We start from the raw sequence: 22,422 nt of genomic DNA on the forward strand, positions 1-22,422 counted from the left end.
AAGAAAAACCACAATCGAATTAATCAATTGTGGTTTTTTTATTTGAATTTAAAGGGATTTAATAACGATAAACAAATGCGTTGATATTCATTCCTGCTCCAACAGAAGCAAAAATTAAGATGTCCCCTTTGTTGATTTCGTGATTTTCAATTTGTCCGTTTAAGATTAAATCGTACAAAGTTGGAACGGTTGCTACACTGCTATTTCCTAGGTCGTGAATACTCATAGGCATAATGTCGGCAGGAGCTTCTTTGTCGTATAGTTTGTAAAAACGGTTAACGATGGCTTCGTCCATTTTTTCATTGGCTTGATGAATCAGGATTTTTTTAACATCATTTATCGAAAGGCCACTTTTGTCTAAACAGCTTTTCATCGCTAGAGGAACATTAGTTAATGCAAATTCATAGATTTTTCGACCATACATTTTGATATAATTAATGTTTTGGTCTAAACCTGGGTGGTATGATTTTCCATTGAATAAAAAACCAACTTCTTCTTCTGTAAATGAAGCTGTTTCATGAGAAAGCATTCCTGTTTCATTATCAGAAGCTTCAATGATAGTTGCACCAGCGCCATCTGAATAAATCATAGAATCGCGGTCGTGATCGTCAACAACTCTGGATAATGTTTCAGCACCAATAACTAGGCATTTTTTAGCCATTCCCGACTTGATATATGCATTAGCTTGTAAAACACCTTCAACCCATCCTGGACATCCAAAAATAAGGTCGTAAGCTACACATTTGGGATTTTTAATACCTAATTTGTGTTTCACACGACTCGCTAAACTCGGAATCATATCCGATTGATTGCTTCCAAATTTTACATCACCAAAGTTGTGAGCAAAAATGATATAATCAAGGGTTTCGGCATCTATTCCTGCATTTGTTATTGCTTTTTGAGAAGCTAAAAAGGCAAGATCTGAAGTGTTATGATGTGATTCGGCATATCTTCTTTCTTCAATTCCAGTAATGGCTTTGAATTTTTTGATAATTACTTCATTCGATTGTTTGATAGGGGTGCCATCATCATTGAGAAATTGATGAAGTTCAAAGTATTTGTCGGAGATGATGCGTTCAGGAATGTAACTTCCTGTTCCAGTTATTTTTATATTCATTTGAATGTTTTCTATTAAAAACGAAATAGCAATTGTATTATTTTAAAGTTTAGAAAAATACTAAACGCTAAGTAATTGGCAAAATTACTGATATTTTTTTAAGAATTTAAAAAACCCTCTGCTTTTAATTGAAGAATTTAAATAGGTAGTTGAATATTAATTATTTACTGCTTTTGATATGGTTTAGAAACAAAAAGGCCTCGTGAAAAACGAGGCCTTATCAATATCATTTAGAGCGATTAATTCTCGATGTAAGCTTCTATAGGAGCGCAAGAACAAACTAGGTTTCTGTCACCATAAGCATCGTCAACACGACGAACAGATGGCCAGAATTTGTTATCTGCAATATAATCCAATGGGAAAGCTGCCGTTTCTCTCGAGTATGGGAAATTCCAAGTATCAGCAGTTAACATAGCTAAAGTGTGAGGGGCGTTTTTCAATACATTGTTTTTATCCTCAGCTGTAGCTGCTTCAATTTCTTTTCTGATAGCAATCATTGCATCACAAAAACGGTCTAACTCTGCTAAATCTTCAGATTCAGTTGGTTCAATCATTAATGTTCCTGCAACTGGGAAAGAAACTGTTGGTGCGTGGAAACCGTAGTCCATTAAACGCTTAGCGATATCACCTACTTCAATTCCGTTTTCTTTAAATGCACGACAGTCTAAGATCATTTCGTGAGCTGCTCTACCACATTCTCCTGTGTAAAGAATTGGGTAGTGTCCTTCAAAACGAGCTTTCATATAATTAGCATTAAGAATAGCATATTCTGTAGCGCTTCTTAATCCTTCAGCACCTAACATGGTGATGTATCCATAAGAAATCAAACATACTAAAGCCGAACCGTAAGGAGCAGAAGAAATGGCAGTGATTGCTTGTTCTCCGCCCACGTTTAATACAGGGTTAGTAGGTAAAAATGGAAGTAATTTTTCGTTTACACAAATTGGTCCTACACCAGGTCCACCACCACCATGAGGGATAGCAAAAGTTTTGTGTAAGTTTAGGTGACATACATCAGCTCCAATAGTAGCAGGATTTGTTAAACCTACTTGTGCATTCATGTTTGCGCCATCCATATATACCAATCCTCCGTTATCGTGGATTAATTGTGTGATTTCAATAATAGTAGACTCGTAAACTCCGTGAGTAGAAGGGTAAGTAACCATTAAGCATGATAAATCATCTTTGTGCTCGATTGCTTTTTCTCTTAAATCTTCTACGTCAATATTTCCTTCTGGAGTTGTTTTTGTAACTACGATTTTCATTCCCGCCATAGCAGCAGAAGCTGGATTAGTTCCATGAGCTGATGATGGGATTAAACATACGTTACGGTGACCTTCATTGCGAGATAAGTGATAGGCACGAATAGCCATTAAACCAGCATATTCTCCTTGAGCACCAGAGTTGGGTTGTAAAGTCGTTCCGGCAAATCCAGTGATAACACTTAATTGATTTTCTAATTTTTTAAGCATCGTGATGTAACCTTCTGCTTGTTCTACTGGTGCAAATGGGTGAATGCTGTTCCAGTTAGGCATCGATAAAGGTAACATTTCTGAAGCTGCGTTCAATTTCATAGTACAAGAACCTAGAGAAATCATAGAGTGGTTCAATGATAAATCTTTGCGCTCTAATTTTTTGATGTAACGCATCAATTGGCTTTCAGAACGGTAAGTGTTGAAAACTTCGTGAGTTAAGAAAGAAGATGTTCTTTCTAAAGAAGCTGGTAATTGACTCGCAGTTGACAATTCAGTAACTGCGAAAGCTTCTTTTCCTGTAGCTTCAGCAAAAATAGCAATGATTTGGTTGATGTCGTTGATAGAAGTAGTTTCGTTCAATGAGATAGAAATGGTATCCGCATCAACGTAAAAGAAGTTTACTTCGTTTTTCTCAGCGATTGCTTTTACTTTTTGAGCATTAGCTTTTACTAAGATGGTGTCAAAGTAAGCCGAGTTAGTTTGGTAAACACCTAATTTATTTAAAGCGTCTGCAGTAGTTACTGCCGAAGCGTGAACTTTATTTGCAATATATTGTAATCCTTTAGGACCATGATAAACCGCATACATACCAGCCATTACAGCTAATAATACCTGAGCAGTACAGATGTTTGAAGTTGCTTTTTCACGTTTGATGTGTTGCTCACGAGTTCCTAAAGCCATACGTAATGCACGGTTTCCGTTAGTATCGATAGACACACCGATGATACGTCCTGGCATTGAACGTTTGTATTCTTCTTTAGTAGCAAAGTAAGCAGCGTGAGGTCCACCGTAACCCATTGGGATACCAAATCGTTGTGTAGTACCTACTACAACAGCAGCTCCCATTTCTCCTGGAGAGGTTAAGGTAGCCAATGATAAAATATCTGCAGCAACGGCAACTTTGATTTCGTTATCTTTTGCTTTAGCGATAAACGCTGAATAATCGTTTACCTGTCCATATTTACCAGGGTATTGAAGAATAGCTCCGAAAAATTCGTTAGAAAAATCAAAAGTTTCATGATTACCCACAACTAATTCAATTCCTATTGGAGTAGAACGAGTTTGTAAAACTGATAAAGTTTGAGGTAAAATTTCCTCTGAAACGAAGAATTTGCAAACATTATTTTTCTTTTGGTCACGAGTACGAACGTCAAATAATAAAGACATTGCTTCTGCTGCAGCTGTACCTTCGTCAAGAAGAGAAGCATTAGCGATTTCCATTCCTGAAAGTTCAGTAACTACCGTTTGGAAGTTCAGAATTGCTTCTAGACGACCTTGAGCAATTTCTGCTTGATAAGGTGTGTAAGCAGTGTACCATCCTGGATTTTCAAAAATATTTCTTTGAATTGGAGCAGGAACAATGGTTGGGTGGTATCCTAAACCGATATACGATTTGAAAACTTTATTTTTTTTGCCTAATTCCTGAATATGATTAGCATATTCGTATTCAGTCATTGCCGGATCAAGTGTTAAATCATTTTTCAAACGAATATTGTCTGGAAAAGTCTCATAAAGTAATTGGTCCATATTAGTAACACCAATTGTTTTGAACATGTGTTCTAGGTCAGTTTCTCTTGGCCCGATGTGTCTTAAAGCAAAAGCATCTGTTTTCATGAAAGATTTTGTAATTTTTTGAGGTGCAAAAATAAGTATATTTCTCTTTCTAATCATTTTTTTAGAATTGATTTTATTTGTTTTATGAAGAATTTATAATTTTCATCCTTAAATGGTTACATTTGTTAGATGATTCGTATTCAATCTCTTTTCGATTTTTATCTAAAATCAAGCATTCATGTGGCTTTATCAGTTTATGCTTTGGTGCGAATGACACAATATATGTTTGCCATTTCATACGATGAAAACATCGCTTATTTTGCTTTTTTCGGAACCATTGTAGGATATAATTTTGTAAAATATGATGCGTTGGCAAGAGCTAAGAAAAGAATGATGCGAAATGAGTTAAAAATGATTGCTTTGTTGAGCTTCATTTCTTTCATGGCAGTGGGTTATTATTTTTTTCAATTGGAACGAATTACCCAAGTTATTGCAGTTGTTGTTTTACTCTTAACGCTGTTGTACACACTTCCTTTTTTTCCAAATAGAAAGAATGCCAGAAACTGGGCTGGGGTTAAAATTTATATTGTAGCCTTGTGTTGGGTGGGCGTGACGTTGATGTTGCCTTTAGTGAATGCGCATCATGATTTAGATTCTGATTTTTTCATCAAATGCATACAACGTTTTATCTTGGTTTTCGATTTGATTTTGGTTTTTGAAATCATCGATTTGAATGCTGATGATCCTCATCTTAAAACAGTTCCGCAACAAATAGGAGTGAAGCGAACTAAGCAGTTAGGATTATTGTTGCTAATTCCCTTTTATTTTTTAGAATTTTTAAAAAATAATTTTGTCGAGAAACAGTTGTTGGTAAACTTAATTTTAGTGGTTATGCTTGCTGCGTTTTTGCTGTTTTCAAATGAAAATCGCTCGAAATATTATTCTTCTTTTTGGGTCGAAAGTATTCCTATTCTTTGGTGGTTAATGGTGGTTTTTATGTAGAAATGATTTTTCAATTTATTTTTTTTGATGTTTTTACAGTTTCTTTAAAGTAAGACTTAAAAATTAATCCCGTAATGATTGGCGGAATTGAATAAGATATAGCAATTTCAAGCCAAATAGTACCACTGATGATAGCAGTTGTTACCCAGATTCCTACGACAATAATTAGAGTTAAAGTAATTTTTGAATAAAATTCATTAATAGCTTTATTTTTAATTATAATAAAAACAAAATTGTAAATGATATAAGTAGGGATAGAAAAAATTAATCCCATAAACAATATAATGAAATACAGATGAGCTATATCAAATAAATTAAGTAGTGAAAAATCATAGATACAGCTTTTTATAATAAAAATTAATGGTCCAAATAGTATTGTTAGGAAATAATGTTTTGTTGCAAAATTCATGTTCATAATAAATTTTTAAAAGTCTTATCAATATTACTAAACTTAAACTGAAATCCATTTTCTAAAAGACGTTTCGGAATCACATTTCTGCTTTTTAAAACTAATTCTGTTTCTGTTCGAATAAAAAAAGAGCCAATCTCCAGAAAGAATTTGCTCAACGGAATTCCGAATGGAAAGCCAACTGCTTTTCGAAGTTTTTTCATGAAATCATTGTTACGAATTGGCTCTGGAGCTACAATATTGATTACACCGGTGATTTGTTTTTGGATAACAAAATCGATTGCACGAGCAAAATCTTCTTCGTGAATCCAACTTACAAACTGATTTCCTTTTCCTTGTTTTCCTCCAAAAGCTATTTTAGCCAAGGTCTTTAACGGAATAAAAGCACCGCCATTTTTTCCTAATACGATTGAAGTTCGCAATGCGGTTTTCATGGTTTTAGAAGTTTCTGTTTTAAAAAATGCTTTCTCCCATGAAAGTGCTACGTTTATAGAAAAATCATTTCCAATTTCGCCATCAATTTCATCCATTTGCTTGTCTAATGAAAAACGATAAATAGTTGCAGTTGATGAATTAAGCCAGTGTTTTGGCGGATTTTGACAATGTAAAACTGCTTTATTTAGAATTTTGGTACTGTCAATTCGAGATAATAAAATAGCCTTTTTGTTTTCTTTTGTATAGCGACAATCTACAGATTTACCTGTAAGATTAATTAAAACAGTGGCATTTTCTAATTCTTTTTCCCAACCGGAAAATGTTCTGGCGTTCCAGTTTACATATTTAATTCCGTCAGTTGTTTTTGATTTTCCTCGTGTCAGAATTACAATTTCGTCAAACTTGTCTTTGAAATGATTTACTAAAACCTGACCTAAAAATCCTGTTCCAGCTGCTATGATTAGTTTTGTCATTATTGTAGATTTAGATTTCGAAAATATTTTATTATTGATTTTCTTTAGCTTTTCTTTTTCCTCTAAAAAAGAAATATAAGTTTAGAAAAAGCATTATTCCTAAATAAATAGTGAATCCACCAATTTTATAACTCAATGTTTCAATAAGTAATTGATAGCTGTTGTTGTATAGATTCATTTTTAAAATCATCAAAGCAAAACCCAAATTAAGTAAGTAGAATCCAGTTTCGAAAAGTTTATTTGTTGCTTGAGCAATTTCTTCACGTCCTCTAAAAATGTCCATCATATAAACTTTGCTGTTTTTAAATAAAGTTTTAGAAACATAATAAGTAAGGAATAATGCAATTGGTAAATAAATACTGTAACCGATTAAAATTTTTGTAGTTTCCATGATATTAGTTTTAAGAATTATTGAATTAATTTATTAATGTATTTGGTTAAGATGATGATGTTGAAATAATGTAATAGCGAAATGATAAAGATGATAATTGCTGTTTTGGTTCCTAAGGTTTCAATTAGCTGGGCGAATGATAAAATTTTTTGCCAGGAAATTAGTTTCATAGCGCAGTAGCCAATATTCAGCAGATAATAACCTAAAAGTAAAACCTGATTGATTTTTTGACAGATATCCGAATGATTCGGAATCAATTCAGAAACAAAAATATTTCCATTTTTATAGCATATTTTTCCAACTTTTAGAATGATAAAAATTGTAATACAGAGATAGATTGTATATGCAATGATGTTAAGGTTCATTTGTTTGCTTTTTTATGAATTATTATTGTAAGATATATTGCTAGCATGGGAGGTATAAATAATAGGATAAAATATAAAATATAAAATATCACTGTAAAGAATTAAACCATTGAAAACCAATATCGTAAAAAAAAAGAATTACTGATATAATGTAGGTTTGAAGCATTTTATCATTTGGTTCATCAATTAGCATTTTGGCACCAATAACAATTTGAAATAATCCTGTAAGTATCGTAAACAATAATCCGCAACCAATAAGATTCCCTGAACTTTGGCTTGTTAGATAACCGAATAAGATGAGTACTACTGGAATTCCAACAAAAAAGTAATTTAAGTAATTTATATTTTTCATGATTATTTTTTGTTTTTAAACTTTCAGAAAAAAATGAAAGTTATGTTTAATTTTTTTTATTTCATTATTTTAACTACTAATTTGGTTAACCAATTGTCTTTGTATTCAGTGATTTTGTCCAAAACATTATCGGCTTTTAAAACAAAATCATAGAGTTTGGTTGTTTGGTCAATAAAATGCTTTTCTTCAGCTGAATTATTTGCTTCAATTGTCGAGACTTCTTTTAGAATTTTAAGAGCAGGCTTAATTTCTCTTTTGCTTCGCTCTCTGGAAATTTTTACGGCTAATTCGTCCAAATCTTTTTCGGCTGTAAAAAATTCCCTTCTTTCTCCGGCTTTGTATTCTTTATATACAATTCCCCAATCCATTAATGCTCTTAAATTCATGCTTGCATTACCGCGGGAAATTTGTAATTCTTCCATAATGTCTTCCATAGAAACAGCTTCAGGCGAAACCATTAATAAAGCATGAATTTGCGCCATGGTTTTATTAATGCCCCATTGAGAACCTAATGCTCCCCAGGTTTGTACGAACTTATTTTTTGCTTCTTTGAATTCCATAGTGTAAAAGTAAGTAAAAGTTTTTAAACTTTCAAAAAAAAATGAAAGTTTATTTAAAATGAAAAACCGAAGCATCACTACTTCGGTTTATATCTGCATTCTGAAATCTGTCCCGAGGCTTCGGGACTGTAATCTATAAAAGTCCTGCTCTTCTCAACAAAGCATCCGGTTTTGGTTCCTGACCTCTAAAGCGTTTGTACAAAGTCATTGGGTGTTCCGTTCCTCCTTTAGAAAGAACGTTGTCTTTGAATTTATCGGCGATTTCTTTGTTGAAAATACCGTTTTCTTTAAAGTATTCAAAAGCATCAGCATCCAGAACTTCCGCCCATTTGTAGCTGTAATATCCCGAAGAATAACCTCCTTGGAAAATATGAGAGAAAGCGGTACTCATTGCATTTTCGGCTACATCAGGATACAATTGGGTGTTTTTAAATTGTTCTGTTTCGAAAGCTTTTAAGTCACTAATATTTGTAGGGTCCTGTCCGTGCCAAGCCATATCTAAAAGTCCAAAACTCAATTGACGTAAAGTAGCTAAACCTTCTTGGAAACTAGCACTTTCTTTGATTTTTTCTACATATTCCTGCGGAATTACTTCGCCAGTTTGATAATGTGTTGCAAATAAAGCTAAGGCTTCCGGTTCGTAACACCAGTTTTCCATTACCTGTGAAGGCAATTCTACAAAATCCCAATACACCGAAGTTCCGGATAAACTTGGATAGATTGTGTTGGCCAACATACCGTGTAAACCGTGTCCAAATTCATGGAACAAAGTCGTTACTTCATTAAATGTTAATAAGGATGGTTTGGTTTCAGTTGGTTTTGTAAAGTTACAAACGTTAGAAATATGCGGTCTTTCGTTTACGCCATTTTTTACATATTGTGATTTGAAAGAGGTCATCCAAGCACCGTTGCGTTTTCCTTTTCTTGGGAAAAAGTCGGCGTAGAAAATAGCAACCAAATCATTATTAGCATCGGTAACTTCATACGTCATCACTTCTTCGTGGTATTTGTCAATGTCAAATACTTCGGTAAAAGTTAATCTGAATAATTTTCCGGCAATGGTAAAAGCACCGTTTAAAACTTTTTCTAATTGGAAATAAGGCTTTAGTTTTTCATCATCCAGATTAAACAATTGTTGTTTTAGTTTTTCTGAATAATATGCGCCATCCCATTTTTCCAATTGCTCGATTCCATGCATTTCTTTTGCGAAAGTGGATAATTGTTCAAATTCTTTTAGCGCAGCTGGTTTAGCTTTAGTTAATAAATCATTTTCGAAAGCCATTACTTTTTCAGGACTTTCGGCCATTCTTTCTTCTAAAACAAAATGGGCATGCGTAGCATATCCCAATAAATTAGCTCTTTGGTGACGCAGTTTTACTATTTTTAGAACGATTTCCTCGTTGTTGAATTCGTTGTTCTGAAAACCTTTAGAGCCAAAAGCAATTGCCATTTTTTTACGCAATTCTCTATTGTCGGCATAGGTCATAAAAGGAAGGTAACTTGGATGGTCTAAGGTGAAAATCCATCCTTCTTTTTCTTGGGCTTTTGCCAAAGAACGAGCCGCTTCAATAGTGCCTTCCGGTAAACCCGCTAAATCTTTTTCATCCGTTAAATGCATTTGGAACGCATTGGTTTCAGCCAAAACATTTTCGCCAAATTGCAAACTCAACTTTGATAATTCTTTGTCGATTTCGCGCAATTGATTTTTTTGTTCTTCGGCCAGATTCGCTCCATTACGTGAAAAACTTTTGTATTTTTTATCTAATAAAGTACTTTGTTCCGGAGTTAAATTTAAGTTTTCTTTTTGCTCATAAACGCTTTTGATTCGAGCAAAAAGTTCCGGATTTAAAGTAATATCATTGCTGAATTCCGATAACAAAGGCGAAACTTCCTGAGCGATTTTTTGCATTTCCTCATTGGTTTCTGCCGAATTCAAATTGAAGAAGATACTTGATAAACGATCTAGAACTTCACCAGAATAATCCATGGCTTCAATCGTGTTTTCAAAAGTAGGAGCTTCTGGATTGTTTACAATTGCCTCGATTTCAGCTTTGGCTAAAGCAATTCCTTCCTGAAAAGCCGGGAAATAATCTTCGTTTTTTATTTGTGAAAATGGAGCGGTATTGTGTTTAGTATCGAAATGTTTAGTAAGAATACTCATTTTGGTAGTATTTAAAGTGGTCAGTGCGCCGTTTTTAGTGTTCAGATTGGGACTGACTACTAAAAACGGATTACTGAATACTATTTTTATTTAAGACTTTCAGAAGCTTTGATAACCGCTTCTTTTAAGCTTAGTTTGTAAGCAACAATTTTGTTTAATACATCAGCATTCGCGCTTCCGATGATTTGTGCGGCTAGGATTCCAGCGTTTTTAGCACCGTTTAAAGCCACTGTTGCTACAGGAACTCCACCCGGCATTTGTAAAATGGATAAAACTGAATCCCAACCATCGATAGAGTTGCTTGATTTTACAGGAACTCCAATTACAGGAAGTGGCGACATCGAAGCAACCATTCCAGGTAAATGCGCTGCTCCACCAGCACCAGCGATAATTACAGCAATTCCTCTTTTATGAGCGTTGTTGCTGAAATCAAATAATTTTTCCGGTGTTCTGTGAGCCGAAACAATATCTACTTCTGTGTCGATTCCAAATTCTTTTAATATGTTGATGGCATCTTGCATCACTGGCATGTCAGAGATGCTTCCCATGATAACGGCTACTTTCATTTATTTTATATTTAAAGATTAAATGATTGAATGATTTAAAAATAGCTTGGAATATTTAAATTTTTCAATCTTTAAATTTTTTAATTATTCACTAATCACTCTAATCGTATTCTTAACATCCTCGGCAATTTTTCTAGCTTCGGTCATGTTTTCGTTGACAATGGTTACGTGTCCCATTTTTCTAAACGGACGCGTTTGTTTTTTACCATAAATATGTGGCGTAACACCATTCCAACCTAATATTTTCTCGATATTTTGGTAAACCACATTTCCTGAGTAACCTTCTTCACCTACTAAATTCACCATAATTCCGGCAACTTTGCTGTCAGTATCACCTAATGGTAAATCCAAAATAGCACGCAAATGATTTTCAAATTGCGAAGTATAACTCGCTTCAATAGAATAATGACCTGAGTTATGTGGGCGAGGAGCCACTTCGTTAACAATTACTTCGTCGTCCTCAGTTTGGAACATTTCCACAGCTAAAAGACCTACATGATTGAAATTTTGAGAAACATTCAGCGCAATTGCTCTGGCTTTTTCGGCAACTGCATCGTCAATACGAGCCGGGCAAATCACATATTCTACCTGATTGGCTTCCGGATGGAATTCCATTTCTACCACAGGATACGTTTTGATTTCTCCAGAAGGATTGCGACAAACAATAACCGCTAATTCATTTTTGAAAGGAATCATTTCCTCTGCAATACATTCTACATTTGGCAAACTGTCTAAATCAACAACTTGACGGATGATTTTAACACCATTTCCATCGTAACCAAATTCAGTACATTTCCAAACGAATGGCAGTTGGATTGTTGATTGTTGATTAACGATTTCTGATTTTAGATTTTCTAAATCGTTAAAACGTTTGTAAGGAGCAGTTGGAATATTATTTTGAGTATAAAAATCTTTCTGTCTTCCTTTGTTTTGAATACTTCTCAATGTTTTTGGAGAAGGATATACCTTTAAACCTTCACTTTCTAATTTTTCTAAAGCTTCAAGGTTCACCAATTCGATTTCGAAAGTCAAGACATCTACTTTTTTTCCAAATTCATAAACGGTGTCAAAATCCATTAAGTCACCTTGAAAAAAATGGTTGCAAGCTATTCGGCAAGGTGCTTCTTCGCTTGGATCCAGAACGTAAGTTTGTATGTCAAATTTTCTAGTGTCAAATAAGAGCATTTTTCCTAATTGTCCGCCTCCTAGAATTCCTAATTTAAAATCAGAAGAAAAATAATTCATTGTGTCGAAAGTTTAATGGCGCAAAGATACTTTTTAATGATGGATTTGAAAAATGCTATTTTATTTTCTTCAAAATATGCTTAGAAACCGCTTTGTAAGCAGCAGTATGGGAGCTGAAATCCTTGGTTAGTATGTTTTGTAATTCGGGAAGAATCCAGTTGAAATCTTTACCTAAAAGGAGTAAACTTCGCATTGCGTATACTTTGGAAGCTACTTTTGTATCGCCAATAAGCCAGTCAAAATTGATTTCGATTAGTTCCTGAAGTTGGTTTTCGGTAAAATGAATTTCTGGTTTTTCTATTTTATAATGAGCTTCGATCAATAAATAAATGACTTTAGACAAAGGACGAATGGCACTTTCATTGCTCAGATTTTTGCTTTTGGAACAAATTAGTTGAAGATCGTTTTGAAGGCAATTTAGTTTTTCAAGAGCTATTAATTCCATGACCCAGCAGGCTTTGTAGTGGTCGGGATTCTTGTTGTCGAAACAAATTTGCATAAAATCTTCCATCAATTCAGGGCTTGATAGTATGAAATTAGCAGTCGTTTGTCGGCTATTTTTATACCCTGTGGTTTGTGTAATAATGCAATTTAATTCGCTCATAAATTTGTAGGTATAGGCTTTAAAAATACAAATTAAGAATCAATTGCGAAACTGAATTTCGAAATCCCTATCTTTGCCCATTATTTTAAAAAATAAAAATAATGATTCAGCTTCACGATAAAGAATTTGTGCCGTTTATTTCTGCTGAGGAAATAGATTTTGCTATTCAAAAAATGGTGGATCAAATTGAAGACGATTTTGCAGATGAAATCCCTGTTTTTGTTGGAGTTTTGAATGGTTCTTTTATGGTGGTTTCCGACTTTGTAAAAAAGTATTCAAAACCCTGCGAAGTGAGTTTTGTAAAAATGGCTTCTTATGAGGGAATGAACTCTACCAATCAAGTAAAGGAATTAATCGGTTTGAATCAGGATTTAACGGGGCGAACCGTAATTGTTATTGAAGATATTGTTGATACAGGACATACTATTGTCGAATTGAAAGCATTATTTAAAAAACAAAATCCAAAACATTTTAAAATAGCGACTCTTTTTTTTAAACCTGAGGCTTATAAAAAGGAGGTGAAAATTGATTATATAGGGATTCAAATTCCTAACAAATTTATAGTAGGTTTTGGTTTAGACTATGACGGTTTAGGTCGAAATTTGCCAGAAGTATATCAACTAAAAGATTAAAAACTAAAAAGATTAAAAATGACTAACATTGTTTTATTTGGGAAACCAGGAGCTGGAAAAGGAACTCAAGCTGAGTTTTTAAAAGAAAAATACAACTTGACACATCTTTCAACAGGTGATATTTTTAGATTTAATATCAAAAATGAAACAGAATTAGGTAAACTAGCACAAACGTATATCAACAATGGTGAATTAGTTCCTGATGAAGTGACCATAAAAATGTTGCAAAGTGAAGTTGAAGCTAATCCAGATTCTTCAGGATTCTTATTTGATGGTTTTCCTAGAACAATTGCTCAAGCTAAGGCTTTAGATGCTTTCTTAGCTACAAAAAATGAAATAATTACAGCTACTGTTGCTTTAGAGGCTGATGATGAGGTTCTTGTCGCTCGTTTGTTAGAGAGAGGAAAAACTTCTGGAAGAGCAGATGACCAAGACGAAGAGAAAATTCGTAACAGATACCAAGAATACAATGAAAAAACAGCTCCACTTATTGGTTTTTACAAAGAACAAAATAAATTTCACGCTGTAAACGGTATTGGTTCAATTGCTGAAATTACCGAGCGTTTAAGTAATGTAATTGACAATTTATAATACAAATTGTTTGCTGTTTAAAGTTTAAAGTTGCTAGCGTATTTTTAGCAACCTTAAACTTTAAATTTTTTTAAAATGAAACAAAAATAATGGAACTATTAATTATTCTTTTTTTGATTATCCTTAACGGGCTTTTTTCGATGTCGGAAATCGCTTTGATTTCGGCTAGAAAATCAAGACTGGAAACTTCAGCAAAAAAAGGAAATAGTAGTGCGCAAATAGCGCTAGATTTGGCCAATTCGCCTAATAAATTTTTATCGACGGTTCAAATAGGAATTACACTTATAGGCATCTTGACGGGTATTTTTAGTGGTGATAAAATTACAGCAGATGTTGAAACATTTGTTTTAAGTTTTGAAATTTTAAAGCCCTATGCACATTCGATAGCAGTAGGTATTGTTGTAGTGGTTTTAACTTTTTTCTCTTTGGTTTTAGGAGAATTATTACCTAAAAGAATCGGCTTAAATTATCCAGAATCCATTGCTAAATCGGTAGCAATGCCAATGAAAATTGTTTCTATTATTACAGCACCATTTATTTGGTTGTTAACACATTCAACAGAATTTTTATTGAATGTGCTACAAATTAAACCAACAGCGGATGGTAAAGTAACGGAAGAAGAAATCAAAGCAATTATCAAAGAAGGAACAGAAGTAGGTGAAGTTCAAGAAATAGAACAAGATATTGTGGAGCGTGTATTTCACATTGGAGACCGAAAAGTGAACTCTTTAATGACGCATAGAAAATCGGTAGTGTTATTGCCGTTAGAAGCTGATAAAAAACAGGTTAAAGAATTTATGCTCCAGGAATTGCATTCCTTTTATCCCGTCTATAAGGATAATATTGATGAAATTGTGGGAGTAGTGAGTTTGAAAAATATATTTGCCAATATTGAAAAAAAGAACTTCAATCTGGAAGCTATTTTGACTGAAGCACCTTATATGATGGAGCATACTACGGCCTATAATGCCTTGGAAAACTTCAAGAAAACGGGTGTTCATTATGCTGTAATAGCTGATGAATATGGTGTTTTTCAAGGAATAATTACCTTGAATGATATTTTAGAGGCTTTAGTAGGGAATGCCTCGGATTTTTATAAAGAGGATTTTCAATTAATTGAAAGAGAGGATGGAAGTTGGTTAGTCGATGGACATTATTCCTTACATGATTTCTTGACCTATTTTGATTTGGACGAATTGTTGAGTGATTATGAGGTAACGACTGTGAGTGGATTAATTATGACCGAATTGTCACATATACCTAAACAAGGAGAAAAGTTTATTTGGCATAAATTTGAATTTGAAGTTATCGATATGGATGGTGTAAAAATCGATAAGGTTTTAATAAAAGCAATTAAATAAAAGTACACAATGTTCAGGCTTTTAGTTGGCGGTTATTTTGCAATTAAAAAAAGGAACATTGAAAAAAAGAATTAAATTGTCGAAAGATTTAGTGTTAATTAGGAGTAATCTGAAATTGAACACTTAAATACTGATGACTGAACACTTAAAAACATGACAGAGGGGAATTTTGTAGATTACGTAAAAATATTTGTTTCTTCCGGAAAAGGAGGAAAAGGTTCTACGCATTTACATAGAGAAAAATTTATTGAAAAAGGGGGGCCAGATGGTGGTGATGGTGGTCGTGGAGGTCATATTTATATTGTGGGTAATAAAGGTCTTTGGACTTTATTCCACTTGAAATTTGCCCGTCACATTAAAGCGGGTCACGGCGGTGATGGAGGAGGAGACCGAAGTACAGGTGCAGATGGAGATGATAAATATATCGAAGTGCCATTAGGAACGGTTGTGAAAGATAAAGAAACCGGAGAGGTTTTATTTGAAATTACTGAGGACGGAGAACGTAAAATTTTAGCTAAAGGCGGAAAAGGAGGATTAGGAAACTGGCATTTTAGAAGTTCTACTAATCAAACCCCTCGTTACGCCCAGCCTGGATTACCAGGTGTTGAAATGGACGTGATTTTAGAATTGAAAGTTTTGGCAGATGTTGGTTTAGTAGGTTTTCCTAATGCAGGAAAATCAACTTTGCTATCTGTATTGACTTCTGCAAAACCTAAAATTGCCGATTATCCATTTACGACTTTAAAACCAAATTTAGGAATTGTTGCCTATAGAGATTTTCAATCTTTTGTAATTGCAGATATTCCTGGAATTATTGAAGGTGCTGCCGAAGGAAAAGGCTTAGGACATTATTTCTTGCGTCATATTGAGCGAAATTCAACTTTGCTTTTCATGGTACCAGTTGATACACCTGACATCAAAGCAGAATATGATATTTTGGTTAATGAATTGACCAAATACAATCCTGAGATGTTAGACAAAGAACGTTTGTTGATTATTACTAAATGTGATATGCTGGATGATGAATTAAGAGCTGAATTGAAAGTAGAATTAGATGAAGCTTTCAAAGATGTACCTTATTTGTTTATTTCTTCGGTTGCTCAACAAGGATTAACAGAATTGAAAGATAAACTTTGGAAAATGTTAAATGAGTAATTTCATTCTTTAAAAAGAATAAAAACCACTAATGAGTTTGATTCGTTAGTGGTTTTTTTGTTTTTAGAAAGATTGTTTTTACTCCCTATACGTATCAAACATATATTGCAAAGTTTCCGGAATGTTATTGGCTTGCATTTTAGGATAATCAATTGTAAGATTGAGCCAGTTTTCAATTATTTCGTTGAAATTTTTCCCTACTTCATATACAACTGGTACTCCCATTTTTTTTAGCGCTGCGGCATTACATTCTTGTTCGTAATGACTTTTAATTGGTATAGAAAGGATTTTTTTACCTAGATACAAGGCTTCGGCAGGTGTTTCAAATCCTCCACCTGTAATAATCCCTTCGCACGAAATTAAACTCTCATTGAATTTCTTTTGATTCACAGGGAAATAAGTAATATTTCCAATAGTATGTTTAAATTCAATACCTTGCAAAAACCAGTGAAAATGTACGTCCGAAACTTTATTAAAGGCTTTTTCTAGACAATCTTTATCAAATGAAGGTAGGTAAACGGTGATGTGTTTTAAATTAGTAGGCGTTGCTTGTACAATTTCATCTTTGATAATCGGAGGAAGAATAAAGGAATCATATTTTTCAAAATGTAACCCTATGTTTTTTGGAGCAGTAGCATAATGTTTTAAAATCATTTCGCCCATTAAACTCTTTTTTTCAGGTCGAGGTGTTGCTTGTGAAATAAAACTTGCCTGATGTCCTAGTTGTACCGAATGTACTTTTTGCATTTTACAAGCCAATGAAGTAATTGAATCAAAATCGTTAATGATTATATCATATTTTTTTAAAGGCAGCGCATCGGCATCTTTGTAAATTTGGCGCGGACGGATATTTTTGGTTATTTCCCAATAATTTAAACCGCCACATTTGCTATAATGCAAACTACAACCTTTACTTTTATATTGAATGGGTAATTTAATGTCTAAACTCGCATTGCTTCCGCTCAGAAAAAAGTCAACTTCACCAAATTTTTGTAGATAAGGATACAATTGGGTAGCTCTACTGATGTGTCCGTTTCCAGTGGCTTGGATGGCGTAAAATATTTTCACTTTTTAGCTATTTTATAGAAAAGTATCTTCATTTAGAAAATTTGATGATAGACTTTTTCTCATTATTTTTTTACAAAAATATAGGGATAATGTTATGGTAATGTTTGTTTTATGTTATTAATTATCATAGAATAGAATATCAACTTTTAAAGATTAAAGTGTTTGTGTCGCTACGTTTTTTGTTAGCAGTATGGTGTTATTTCATTTTGCTAGATTTTGTAGTTTATGAAGTTTTTAATTTTAGGTTAATAAATACGTTGAAATCGCAATTAAAATCTAAAAAAAGAAGGTATTTCGTTTTTATTTAACAGTTAAATTTTGGCTTTCTTTATTCATTTGAAGCATTGATTTTGCTATTGAAAATCAGTTATATTCGCATTATAAATTCAATTATAAAATGAAAAAAATTATCTTATTCTTAACGACTTGCCTCTTGGCTTTACCTGTTAGAGCCGATGAAGGAATGTGGTTCTTAATGTTTATTGAAAGATTGAACCATAGAGATATGGAAAAAATGGGTTTGCAGCTAACAGCCGAAGAAATCTATAGTATTAATCATCATAGTTTGAAAGATGCGATTGTTCAGTTCAACGGAGGTTGTACAGCCGAAATTGTATCGAATACAGGTTTGTTGCTTACTAATCACCACTGTGGTTATAATGTCATTGCCGAACTTTCTTCACAAGAACAAAACTATTTACGTGATGGATTCTGGGCTAAAGATCGTAGCCAAGAAATGAAACCGAAATCCTTATATGTTCGTTTTTTTGTAAGAATGGACGATTGTACCAAACGTATTTTATCAAAAGTAAATGATAAAATGACCGAAGCGGAACGCAATGTCATCATTCAAAAAGAAATGAGTTTGATTGAGCGTGAAAATAATGAAAATGGTAAATATGTCGTTTCTGTTCGTCCTTTCTTTCAAGGGAATGAATACTATTATTTTGTATACCAAGATTATACCGACGTTCGTTTAGTGGGTACTCCACCGGAAAGTGTTGGTAAATTTGGAGGAGATACTGACAATTGGGAGTGGCCTCGACAAACTGGCGATTTTTCGATGTTCCGTATTTATGCTGATAAAAATGGAAATCCAGCAGAATATTCTAAAGAGAATGTGCCTTTGCAACCGAAACACCATTTGCCAATTAGTTTAAAAGGAGTTCAGGAAAATGATTTTGCAATGATTTTGGGCTATCCTGGACGTACTAATAGATGGATGCCTGCTGGTGGAATTGAGCAAAATGTAAAGTATGCTTATCCTGCTTGGGTTGAAGGAGCTAAAACGGGCATGGATCAAATGAAGAAATACATGGATAAGGATGTGTCGGTTCGTTTAGCTTATGCTGGGAAATATGCATCAACAGCTAATTACTGGAAAAACCGTCAGGGAATGATTGAATCGCTGACGAAAGCTCAAACTGCTAAAATAAAAGCGATCCAAGAAGATAAATTTGACAAATGGGCTAATAAAAAGGCGAACAAAGAAACTTACGGAAATGTAATTTCAGTAATTAATGATTTTTATGCTGCGACTAATTTGAAAGCGCGTCATGATAGTTATTTAATGCAAACACTTCGTACGTCTACATATGCTGCTGCAACGGCAAATATTGGTGCAGGATTAATTCAATATTACAAAGAAAATGAGGCGAAACGAACAGAAATGTTACCAAAGTTAAAAGCTTTTATAGAATCAACTTACGGAACGATCAATGAAGCCCTAGAAAAGGAAGTGTTAACGGCTCAATTGAATTTATACGCTGCCAAAGCTTCTGAATACGGATTATCGCCAGTAATTGCTAATATGAGTAAAGCCAATAATGGCGATTTTACAAATGATGTCGCTAAGGCGGTTGCTTCAAGTATTTTTACTTCAAAGGCATCTATCGAAGCATTTATGAATAATCCTGATGCTTCTAAAATTGCAAATGATCCTTTGTTTATGATTTCAAATGATTTACTAACTAAATACAGAGAGAAATCAGAAAAGCAAATTTTAGCCGAGGATGCATTCGAAAAAGCGTATCGTAAATTAGTTGAAGGGTTGAGAGTTTCAGGATTAAATACTGTGAAATACCCGGATGCTAATTCTACTTTACGTTTGACTTACGGAAAAGTACGTGCTTTACCAAAAGACCCTCGAAACGATGCTACGATTAACAACTATACGGATATGACTAGTATGGTTAAAAAATACAAAGCAGCTGATGCAGAATTTGATTTGCCTTCTCGTTTATTAGAATTAAATAAAGCTAAAGATTTTGGTCAATATGCAGATAAAGCGGGTTATATGCCGGTAAACTTTTTGACCGATAATGACATAACTGGTGGAAATTCGGGTTCTCCTGTAATGAATGGAAAAGGAGAATTAGTAGGAGTTGCGTTTGACGGAAATATCGAAGCTATGGCAGGAGATGTAATATTTGACAAAAATTTACAACGTACTATTTGTGTAGATATTCGTTATGTACTTTGGATTATAGACAAATACGCTGGTGCCAAAAACATCATTGATGAGTTAACGATCACTAAATAATTGATGGTCATATTTAAATGGAACCCGACAAGTTATAAGTTTGTCGGGTTTCTTTTTTGTTTTAAATAAATTTAGTTTTAAAAAGTTAATTGCCATTTATATTTCCTTATTTTTGAAACATGAAAAGAATTTGGTTACTTTTTTTGGTGGTTCCTCTTATGGTTTTTTCTCAATCTGATTTTGAGAGAGCTCAACAATTGTTTAAAGAAGGAAAATGGGAGCCTTCTAAAGTTCTTTTTGAAAAAATAGTACAAACCAATCCTTCTAATGTTAAGGTTTTGGAATATTTAGGGGATATTGCTGGATATCAAAAATCATGGGACGACGCCTTACAGTATTATGGTAAGTTAAAACGAATAAAGCCCAATGATGCTGATTATTGTTTTAAATACGGTGGTGCTTTAGGAATGAAGGCGCTCGAAGTTAATAAATTCAAAGCCTTGGGGATGATTGATGAGGTTCGGTCTAATTTTGAAAAGGCGATACAACTAAATCCCAAACACATTGAAGCTAGGTGGGCATTAATAGAATTAAACTTAAAGTTGCCAGGTATTTTGGGTGGAAGCGAAAAAAAAGCACTTCAATATTCCAATGAATTAATGCAAATTTCTCCTGTTGATGGTTATTTGTCAAGAGGTCATATTGAGGAACATTTTAATCGATATTCTAAGGCAGAACAACAATACAAAAAAGCCATTTCAATAGGGAATTCAAAAAAGACTTATCAAAAACTGGCTAATTTATATGCCAATAAAATGAAATCTCCTGATAAGGCAAAATCGATTTTGGAAGAATATAAAAAGAGATACGATAATTAAATTTAAAAATACAATTTACGCTTAAGCGAATATCAATTATTCATATGAAAACACATTTTATAGCTATTGGTGGAAGTGCTATGCACAATTTGGCCTTAGCCTTACATAATAAAGGATATCAGGTTACAGGTAGTGATGATGCTATCTTTGAGCCGTCTAAATCACGTTTGGAAAAAAAAGGAATTCTGCCAGCCGAACTAGGGTGGTTTCCAGAAAAAATTACTGCGGATATTGATGCAATCATTTTAGGGATGCATGCTAAAGCGGATAATCCTGAATTGTTGAAAGCACAGGAATTGGGTTTGAAAATCTATTCGTATCCAGAATTTTTATACGAACAATCTAAAAATAAAACCCGCGTAGTAATTGGAGGTTCACACGGAAAAACAACAATTACTTCCATGATTTTACACGTAATGCATTATCATGGAATTGAAGTAGATTATATGGTGGGTGCACAATTGGAAGGTTTTGATACGATGGTTCATCTCACCGAAGAAAATGATTTTATGGTTTTGGAAGGAGACGAGTACTTGTCCTCGCCAATTGACAGAAGACCAAAGTTTCATTTGTACCAACCAAATATTGCTTTGATTTCGGGAATTGCCTGGGATCATATCAATGTATTCCCTACTTATGAAAACTATGTAGAACAGTTTGAGATTTTTATAAGCAAAATTACCAATGGTGGAATTTTAGTGTACAATGAAAATGATCCAGAAGTAAAGCGTGTGGCAGAAGCAGCGACAAGTCCTATTCGAAAATTAGCCTATCATACGCCTGAATACAGTGTAAGCGATGGTGTAACTCTATTGGAAACACCAGAAGGAGCAATGCCTATTGAAGTTTTTGGAGCGCATAATTTGAATAATTTGGCTGGTGCCAAATGGATTTGCCAAAATATGGGGGTTGATGAAGCCGATTTTTATGAAGCTATAGCAAGTTTTAAAGGGGCTTCTAAACGTTTAGAAAAAATTGCCGAAGGAAAAGGGAAAGTTGCCTATAAAGATTTTGCCCATTCACCAAGTAAAGTGGCAGCAACAACTAAAGCAGTAAAAGAGCAATATCCAAACAGGACTTTAGTAGCATGTTTAGAATTGCATACTTACAGTAGCTTGAATGCTGAGTTTTTAAAAGAATATGAAGGGGCTTTGGATAATGCCGATGTGGCTGTGGTTTTCTATTCGCCAGATGCAGTAAAAATTAAGCAATTGGAAGAAGTGACTTATGACCAAATCGCTAAAGCATTCAATCGTCAGGATTTAATAATTTATACGAATCCAAAAGAATTTAAAGATTATTTATTCAGTATGAATTTAGACAATTCGGCTTTGTTATTGATGAGTTCCGGAAATTACGGAGGTTTGAATTTTGATGAGGTGAAAGGATTGATTCAATAAGCCTTTCGATTGTTTTTTTGGAATACTCATTTTTAAGCAGAGATTCCTACGGAATGACAAACTGGACGGTTATAGTTTGTGTAAAAAAAAACATCCACAATCTTGTCATTCCGTAGGAATCTCTTTTTTTATTTTAATAGTTGAAT

The 22,422-nt window shown here is 33.8% G+C and carries 21 protein-coding genes; 8 read left to right on the forward strand and 13 right to left on the reverse strand.

Features of this window, described 5'->3' with window-relative positions; translation table 11 throughout:
* Window positions 1-58: 58 nt before the first annotated feature.
* A complete protein-coding gene (locus ACFPTQ_RS14275; RefSeq protein WP_379778326.1) occupies window positions 59-1,117 on the reverse strand; it encodes a 3-oxoacyl-ACP synthase III family protein in 1,059 nt (352 codons plus the stop codon).
* A gap of 239 nt (window positions 1,118-1,356) precedes the next feature.
* Window positions 1,357-4,206: an aminomethyl-transferring glycine dehydrogenase gene (gene gcvP / locus ACFPTQ_RS14280; protein WP_379778602.1), complete on the reverse strand. Its 2,850-nt coding sequence runs from the start codon at window positions 4,204-4,206 to the stop codon at window positions 1,357-1,359.
* Window positions 4,207-4,335: 129 nt separating this feature from the next.
* Between gcvP and ACFPTQ_RS14285 the strand changes: the two genes are divergently transcribed.
* Window positions 4,336-5,148 carry a hypothetical protein gene (locus ACFPTQ_RS14285; protein WP_379778328.1) on the forward strand — a complete coding sequence of 271 codons (813 nt, stop codon included), beginning with the start codon at window positions 4,336-4,338 and terminating at the stop codon, window positions 5,146-5,148.
* A gap of 10 nt (window positions 5,149-5,158) precedes the next feature.
* On the opposite strand, the gene ACFPTQ_RS14290 is transcribed toward ACFPTQ_RS14285, so the two are convergent.
* The 10 genes from ACFPTQ_RS14290 to ACFPTQ_RS14335 form a co-directional block, all read right to left on the reverse strand.
* Window positions 5,159-5,557, reverse strand: a complete 399-nt coding sequence (locus tag ACFPTQ_RS14290; RefSeq protein WP_379778329.1) for a hypothetical protein — start codon at window positions 5,555-5,557, stop codon at window positions 5,159-5,161.
* Window positions 5,558-5,559: 2 nt separating this feature from the next.
* The gene (locus tag ACFPTQ_RS14295) at window positions 5,560-6,465 is read right to left on the reverse strand and encodes a TIGR01777 family oxidoreductase (RefSeq protein WP_379778331.1); all 906 of its coding nucleotides are present in this window, start codon (window positions 6,463-6,465) and stop codon (window positions 5,560-5,562) included.
* A gap of 31 nt (window positions 6,466-6,496) precedes the next feature.
* On the reverse strand, window positions 6,497-6,856 hold the full coding sequence (locus ACFPTQ_RS14300) for a hypothetical protein (RefSeq protein WP_379778333.1): 360 nt from the start codon (window positions 6,854-6,856) through the stop codon (window positions 6,497-6,499).
* 17 nt (window positions 6,857-6,873) lie between these two features.
* Window positions 6,874-7,221, reverse strand: coding sequence for a hypothetical protein (locus tag ACFPTQ_RS14305; protein WP_379778335.1), 348 nt, complete (start codon window positions 7,219-7,221; stop codon window positions 6,874-6,876).
* Between the two features lie 88 nt (window positions 7,222-7,309).
* The gene (locus ACFPTQ_RS14310) at window positions 7,310-7,573 is read right to left on the reverse strand and encodes a hypothetical protein (protein WP_379778337.1); all 264 of its coding nucleotides are present in this window, start codon (window positions 7,571-7,573) and stop codon (window positions 7,310-7,312) included.
* Window positions 7,574-7,629: 56 nt separating this feature from the next.
* Complete coding sequence (locus tag ACFPTQ_RS14315; protein ID WP_379778339.1) at window positions 7,630-8,133, reverse strand: GbsR/MarR family transcriptional regulator; 504 nt, start codon at window positions 8,131-8,133, stop codon at window positions 7,630-7,632.
* 133 nt (window positions 8,134-8,266) lie between these two features.
* Window positions 8,267-10,294: a M3 family metallopeptidase gene (locus ACFPTQ_RS14320; RefSeq protein ID WP_379778341.1), complete on the reverse strand. Its 2,028-nt coding sequence runs from the start codon at window positions 10,292-10,294 to the stop codon at window positions 8,267-8,269.
* Window positions 10,295-10,380: 86 nt separating this feature from the next.
* The gene (gene purE, locus ACFPTQ_RS14325) at window positions 10,381-10,860 is read right to left on the reverse strand and encodes a 5-(carboxyamino)imidazole ribonucleotide mutase (RefSeq protein ID WP_379778343.1); all 480 of its coding nucleotides are present in this window, start codon (window positions 10,858-10,860) and stop codon (window positions 10,381-10,383) included.
* An 84-nt stretch (window positions 10,861-10,944) separates the two neighbouring features.
* Complete coding sequence (locus ACFPTQ_RS14330; RefSeq protein ID WP_379778345.1) at window positions 10,945-12,105, reverse strand: 5-(carboxyamino)imidazole ribonucleotide synthase; 1,161 nt, start codon at window positions 12,103-12,105, stop codon at window positions 10,945-10,947.
* A gap of 55 nt (window positions 12,106-12,160) precedes the next feature.
* Window positions 12,161-12,709 (reverse strand): hypothetical protein, encoded by a 549-nt coding sequence (locus ACFPTQ_RS14335; RefSeq protein WP_379778347.1) that lies wholly within the window; start codon window positions 12,707-12,709, stop codon window positions 12,161-12,163.
* A gap of 101 nt (window positions 12,710-12,810) precedes the next feature.
* Between ACFPTQ_RS14335 and hpt the strand changes: the two genes are divergently transcribed.
* The 4 genes from hpt to obgE all read left to right on the forward strand — a co-directional run bounded on the left by hpt (window position 12,811) and on the right by obgE (window position 16,448).
* On the forward strand, window positions 12,811-13,341 hold the full coding sequence (hpt, locus tag ACFPTQ_RS14340; RefSeq protein ID WP_379778349.1) for a hypoxanthine phosphoribosyltransferase: 531 nt from the start codon (window positions 12,811-12,813) through the stop codon (window positions 13,339-13,341).
* 18 nt (window positions 13,342-13,359) lie between these two features.
* Window positions 13,360-13,932 (forward strand): adenylate kinase, encoded by a 573-nt coding sequence (locus tag ACFPTQ_RS14345; RefSeq protein WP_379778351.1) that lies wholly within the window; start codon window positions 13,360-13,362, stop codon window positions 13,930-13,932.
* An 89-nt stretch (window positions 13,933-14,021) separates the two neighbouring features.
* Window positions 14,022-15,293, forward strand: coding sequence for a hemolysin family protein (locus ACFPTQ_RS14350; protein ID WP_379778353.1), 1,272 nt, complete (start codon window positions 14,022-14,024; stop codon window positions 15,291-15,293).
* Window positions 15,294-15,446: 153 nt separating this feature from the next.
* Entirely contained in the window at window positions 15,447-16,448 is a 1,002-nt protein-coding gene (gene obgE / locus ACFPTQ_RS14355; protein WP_278036389.1) for a GTPase ObgE, read from the forward strand.
* A 78-nt stretch (window positions 16,449-16,526) separates the two neighbouring features.
* Here the strand turns inward: obgE and ACFPTQ_RS14360 are convergent, their stop codons facing one another.
* Window positions 16,527-17,516 (reverse strand): glycosyltransferase family protein, encoded by a 990-nt coding sequence (locus ACFPTQ_RS14360; RefSeq protein WP_379778355.1) that lies wholly within the window; start codon window positions 17,514-17,516, stop codon window positions 16,527-16,529.
* Window positions 17,517-17,913: 397 nt separating this feature from the next.
* Between ACFPTQ_RS14360 and ACFPTQ_RS14365 the strand changes: the two genes are divergently transcribed.
* The 3 genes from ACFPTQ_RS14365 to ACFPTQ_RS14375 all read left to right on the forward strand — a co-directional run bounded on the left by ACFPTQ_RS14365 (window position 17,914) and on the right by ACFPTQ_RS14375 (window position 22,276).
* The gene (locus tag ACFPTQ_RS14365) at window positions 17,914-20,058 is read left to right on the forward strand and encodes a S46 family peptidase (protein ID WP_379778357.1); all 2,145 of its coding nucleotides are present in this window, start codon (window positions 17,914-17,916) and stop codon (window positions 20,056-20,058) included.
* A 119-nt stretch (window positions 20,059-20,177) separates the two neighbouring features.
* Window positions 20,178-20,876 carry a tetratricopeptide repeat protein gene (locus tag ACFPTQ_RS14370; protein WP_379778359.1) on the forward strand — a complete coding sequence of 233 codons (699 nt, stop codon included), beginning with the start codon at window positions 20,178-20,180 and terminating at the stop codon, window positions 20,874-20,876.
* 44 nt (window positions 20,877-20,920) lie between these two features.
* Window positions 20,921-22,276 carry a UDP-N-acetylmuramate--L-alanine ligase gene (locus ACFPTQ_RS14375; protein WP_379778361.1) on the forward strand — a complete coding sequence of 452 codons (1,356 nt, stop codon included), beginning with the start codon at window positions 20,921-20,923 and terminating at the stop codon, window positions 22,274-22,276.
* Window positions 22,277-22,422 lie beyond the last annotated feature (146 nt).

The sequence above is a fragment of the Flavobacterium sp. GCM10022190 genome (assembly GCF_042656445.1).
Lineage (GTDB): Bacteria > Bacteroidota > Bacteroidia > Flavobacteriales > Flavobacteriaceae > Flavobacterium > Flavobacterium nitratireducens.